The 5,040-nt window shown below is 71.9% G+C and carries 5 protein-coding genes; 1 reads left to right on the top strand and 4 read right to left on the bottom strand.

The genetic code is table 11. The features are described from left to right. The 3 genes from ACJ73U_RS41220 to ACJ73U_RS41230 form a co-directional block, all read right to left on the bottom strand. The coding region (locus tag ACJ73U_RS41220; protein WP_407783217.1) for a hypothetical protein at positions 1–565 on the bottom strand (565 nt) is incomplete at its 3' end. Between the two features lie 296 nt (positions 566–861). Next, on the bottom strand, positions 862–2,466 hold the full coding sequence (locus tag ACJ73U_RS41225; protein ID WP_407783218.1) for a glycosyl hydrolase family 18 protein: 1,605 nt from the start codon (positions 2,464–2,466) through the stop codon (positions 862–864). Between the two features lie 230 nt (positions 2,467–2,696). Beyond that, entirely contained in the window at positions 2,697–3,659 is a 963-nt protein-coding gene (locus ACJ73U_RS41230) for a helix-turn-helix transcriptional regulator (RefSeq protein ID WP_407783219.1), read from the bottom strand. A gap of 54 nt (positions 3,660–3,713) precedes the next feature. On the opposite strand from ACJ73U_RS41230, the gene ACJ73U_RS41235 reads away from it, so the two are divergent. Next, positions 3,714–4,454, top strand: a complete 741-nt coding sequence (locus ACJ73U_RS41235; RefSeq protein WP_407783220.1) for an alpha/beta fold hydrolase — start codon at positions 3,714–3,716, stop codon at positions 4,452–4,454. A gap of 6 nt (positions 4,455–4,460) precedes the next feature. Here ACJ73U_RS41235 and ACJ73U_RS41240 read toward each other — a convergent pair. Next, positions 4,461–5,040: lysophospholipid acyltransferase family protein (locus tag ACJ73U_RS41240; RefSeq protein ID WP_407783221.1), on the bottom strand; the 580-nt coding region annotated here is incomplete at its 5' end.

Here is a 5,040-nt window from a genome sequence, read left to right on the forward strand (position 1 = left end):
CCGCCGCCGCGGCCGCCCTCGCCGGCACCGCACCGGAGGTGTGCGTCGGTGGTGCCGCCAGGCGCGGGTCCTCGGCCTTGCGCGCCAACGGGTAGAACTGGAGCTGGCGCAGCCGGTGCGGCGGGTCGGCCTCGGTCGCCGCCTCGACCCGCAGGTCGCCGACCCGCGCACGCAGGCGCAGCGGCTCGGTACGCACGTCGGCGAGACCCTCGCGCAGTTGCCTGGCGACCGTGGCGAACAGGCGCGCCAGCCAGTCCGGCGGTACGAGGCTCAGGTAGCGGTCATCGAAGTGTTGGCGCAGCTCCCCATTGTCGGGCAGTGCCCACTCCGGACTGTCGGCCACGGCGAAACGGGTGACGACCCACCGCATCCGCGAGAGTGCGTGACCCGCGGCCTCGACGTGGTGCTTGAGCGCGGCCCAGCTCGTCAGCCCGTGCTCACGGGCGATGGACAGCTGGGCCTGGTCCAGTGTCGCGAACTCCCCGGCGGCGACACGGCGTTTGGCCTCGAGCTTCAGGTACCGCAGGCTCGGGCGGTCCGGGAGCACACGTGACTGGTCAGACATGGCAGTCCTTCCCTCATCACCCGGGGGTCCGCGACATCGGGCGGGAAGAGACCTGCCGTCGATCTGCCTGACGAACCGGTGAGCTTGCAGCTCTGCCCGCGGACCCAGAGGCGGCCGGAAAACCACCGCCGCCGACAGTACCGCCTGGCGCCGTTCCCCGCGACCGTTCCCGAAACCTCCGAGGTGGAGAATGGCTCACAAGCCTGGCTGAGTTGACCTACCGGCTCCGGGACGACCGCAGAGACGGACCGCCCTCGTGCCGGGAGCGGGATCCCGGCACGAGGGCGGTGCCGTGGTCAGCCGAGGCCGTTGCTGAGTGCCGTGATCAGCTCCCCGTTGGCGGTGTCCCCGGACAGTTCCCAGAAGAACGCGCCGCCGAGGCCCTGGGTCCGCGCGTACGACATCTTCCCGCCGATCGTGGCCGGGGTGTCGTAGCTCCACCATTCGCTGCCGCACTTGGCGTAGGCGGTGCCCGCGACCGTCCTGTTGGCGGGGCAGCGGGTCTTGAGGACCTTGTAGTCCTCGATACCCGCCTCGTAGGTCCCCGGCGCCGCGCCCGTCGCGGTGCCACCCGGGGCCTCCTGGGTGACGCCGGTCCAGCCGCGGCCGTAGAAACCGATGCCCAGCAACAGCTTGTTCGACGGAACGCCCTTGCCCTTGAGCTTCTGGATGGCCGCGTCGGAGTTGAACCCGGCCGTCGGGATGCCCGTGTACGACGTCAGCGGCGAGTGCGGGGCGGTCGGGCCCTGCGGGTTGAACGCGCCGAAGTAGTCGTAGGTCATCACGTTGTACCAGTTGACGTACTGCGCCGCGCCGCCGTAGTCGGCCGCGTCGATCTTGCCGCCGCTGGAGCCGTCCGCGGTGATCGCGGCGGTGACCAGGTTGCCCGAACCGAAGCGGGCACGCAGCGCCTGCATCACGTTCTTGAACGCGGCCGCCCCGCTGCTGTCACAGCTCAGACCGCAGGCGTTCGGGTACTCCCAGTCGATGTCGATGCCGTCGAACACGTCGGCCCAGCGCGGGTCCTCCACCAGCCGGTAGCAGGAGTCGGCGAACGCGGCGGGGTTGGCCGCCGCCTGGCCGAAGCCGCCGGACCAGGTCCAGCCGCCGAAGGAGAACAGGACCTTGATGTTCGGGAACTGGCGCTTCAGCTTGCGCAGCTGGTTGAAACTACCGCGCAGCGCCCCGGCGTCCCACGTGTCCGCGACGCCGTCGACGCTGTTGGCCGCGGTGTAGGCCATGTCGTAGTCGGCGTAGGAGTCACCGATGGCGCACTGGCCGTTGGTCACGTTGCCGAACGCGTAGTTGATGTGCGTCAGCTTCGCGGCCGTACCGCTTGTGGCGATGTTCTTCACGAAGTACTGGCGCCCGTAGACGCCCCACTGGGCGAAGTAACCGAGCTTGACGGCACCGCCGGTGCTGGGCGGCGGGTTGGTCGGCGGCGGGTCCGTCGGCGGCGGGTTGGTCGGTGGGGGATCGGTCGGCGGCGTACCGGTGGCATCGCACGAGGCGCCGTCCAGCTTGCAGTTGGACGGCGGGGCGTACGCGCCGGAGTAGGCGACGTTGAAGCCGAAGCTGACGGACGCACCCGGTGCGATGGTGCCGTTCCAGGTGCCCTTGACGGTCACGTGCTGACCGCTGACCGTGGAGCTGCCGTCCCACAGACTGGCAATCCGGTGCCCGGACGGCAGGTCGAACTCCACCTGCCAGGACGCGCGCGCGGCGGAACTGCCGTTGGTGATCGTGTACTTGCCCTCGTACCCGGTACCCCAGTCGGACCCCTTGGAGAAGGTCGCCGACACGCCGCCCGCGCCACTCGCGGGTGCCGCGGTCACACCCAGCGCGAGCGCGACCGTCGCGGTACAGATCCCCAGCATCTGGGGCCATCTCAATTTGGACATGTGACTCCTCGCCGAACGCAGGGAAAGGCGTTGTCCACAAGATGTGGTCTAGACCACAAAGTGACAAGGGTCTAGACCACTTGTTCACTCGAACGGAGTAGCGGAGGGATCAGCTGCTCGGCGCGGGCCGGGGGCTGGCCGTGCCGGCGGGCCCGGCGGTGGCGCGGCCGCTCGTCGGAGACACACCGGGGCAGGACGGCCGGCGCGTACGGGTGCGCGGCACGGGTGGGTCATGCGGGTGCGCCTGCGCATGTGGACAGCCGGTCCGCCAGTGCGATGACCTCCGCCCGCAGCTCGTCGGGGTGTTCGATCTCGAATCGGCAGCCCAGCCAGGCGAGCACCGCGGCGGCCCAGGCGAGGGTGTTGGCGCGGAGCAGCATCCGGACGCCCTCGGGGGTCTCGGTGAGCGTCGCGACGCTCACCGGGAGCTTGCGCCGCACGTCGGCGACCGTCGTGTGTAGGAGGACGGACACCTCGTGCGGGTAGGCCACGTCGGCCAGGCCGGACAGCACGCGGGAGATCGGGTCGAAGTCGGCCGGCACCTCGAACGTCCCGGGGACCAGGGCCGCCGAGGCGATGCGGTCGAGGCGGAACGTGCGCACCCCGCCGCGCCGGGAGTCCGCGCCCGTCAGGTACCAGCGGCCCGAGTGGAACACCAGGCCGTACGGCTCGACGCGCCGTTCGCTCGTGCCGCCGCGCCAGCTGGTGTAGGTGATGGCGACCGGCTGGCGGCGGCGGGCGGCGTCCGCGAGCACCAGCAGCGCCGCGGTGCCCGGCGGGTTCGCCGACCACCGCGGCGCGGTGAAGTCGGCGGCGGACAGCAGCGCGTCGAGCCGGCGGCCCAGCTCGACCGGGAGCACGCGCCGGACCTTCGCGGACGCGCTCTCCGCGGCCTCGGCCGCCGCCGTCGCCAGGCCCGCCCGGCGCCCGGCGACGAGACCGAGGACGACCGCGACGGCCTCGTCGTCGGTCAGCATGAGCGGCGGCAGCTTGTAGCCGGGGGCCAACCGGTAGCCGCCGTACCGGCCGCGCCGCGACTCGATCGGGATGCCCAGGTCGGTGAGGTGCTGGGCGTACCGGCGCAGCGTCCGCTCGTCGACGCCGAGGCGGGCCGCGAGGGTGGCCACGGTGTGCGTGCCACCGGTCTGCAGCAGTTCGAGCAGGGCCAGCACGCGTGCGGTGGGACGGGTCACACCGGCGACGATACCGGGCGGATTCTGCCCGGTATTCCGCCTAGCGTCACGGGCATGACGACTTACGTACTGGTTCCCGGTTTCTGGCTCGGCGGGTGGGCGTGGCGCCCGGTCGCGGAGGCGCTGCGTGCCCACGGGCACGAGGTGCACGCGTTGAGCCTGACCGGCATGGGGGAGCGGGCGCACCTGGCGCGGCCGGAGGTCGACCTGGAGGTGCACGTGACGGACGTGGTGAACCTGTTGCGGTACGAGGACCTCACCGACGTGGTGCTGGTGGGGCACAGCTACGCGGGCGCGGTGGTGACCACGGCGGCCGCGGACCGCATGCCGGACCGCGTCGCGAAGCTCGTGTTCGTCGACACGGGTCCCCTGCCGGACGGCGTCTCGCAGTCCGAGTTCGACGAGCCGGACGAGCGGGCGGCGACGGCGCGGCTGGTCGCCGAGCACGGCGACGGCTGGCGGCTGCCCCCACCGCCGTGGGCACAGCTCCTTCCCGGCCTCGACGCCGATGTCCTCGCGACGCTCGCCGATCGCTCGGTCCCGCAGCCGTGGGCGACCGCGACTTCGCCGGTGTCGCTCACCGGCGCGTGGGAGAAGCTCCCGCGGCTCGGGGTGCTCTGCTCCTTCACCGAGCAGCAGGCCCGCGCCATGGCCGGCGCACCGCTGTTCCGGCACATGGCCGACGAGCAGTGGGAGTACGAGGAGCTACCGACGTCGCACTGGCCGATGTTCACCCGGCCGGCCGAACTCGCGGAGATCCTGCACCGGGCCGCGCCGGGGCAGAGCGGTACCTGACTCGGCTCAGGCGTTCGACCGTTCCTCCGCGAGCGCGGCGGCTTCCGGGGTGGGGGCCGTGCCGCCGAGGTGGGCGGGCAGCCAGAACGGGTCGTCGCCGGGCCTCGGGGTCTCGGGGTACTCGCGTTGGGTCGTGTCGAGCAGTGCGGACATCCTGGCGCGCAGGTCGGCGGTGAGCGTGTCCGTGTCGTCCCGCGGGGTCGGCTGGAACGGCTCGCCGACCCGGATCAGGACCGGCACGTGGCGTTGGGTGAGGTTGCGGGGCCGGCCCTTGGTCCAGAGCCGCTGGCTGCCCCAGATCGCCACCGGGATGACCGGGACGCCGGCCTCCGCGGCCATGCGCACCGCACCCGTCTTGATCGGCTTCACGGTGAAGCTCTGGCTGATCGTCGCCTCAGGGAACACGCCGACCACCTCGCCCGCCCCGAGCCTGGCGACCGCCTCCCGGTAGGAGGCCTGGCCGGCGGCGCGGTCGACCGGGATGTGGTGCATGCCGCGCATCAGGGGCCCCGCGACGCGGTTGGTGAAGACCTGGTGCCTGGCCATGAACCGGGTCCGTGTTCGGTAGTGCTTGGTGTAGTGTAAG

This window comes from Actinophytocola sp. (assembly GCF_045807065.1).
GTDB lineage: Bacteria > Actinomycetota > Actinomycetes > Mycobacteriales > Pseudonocardiaceae > Actinophytocola.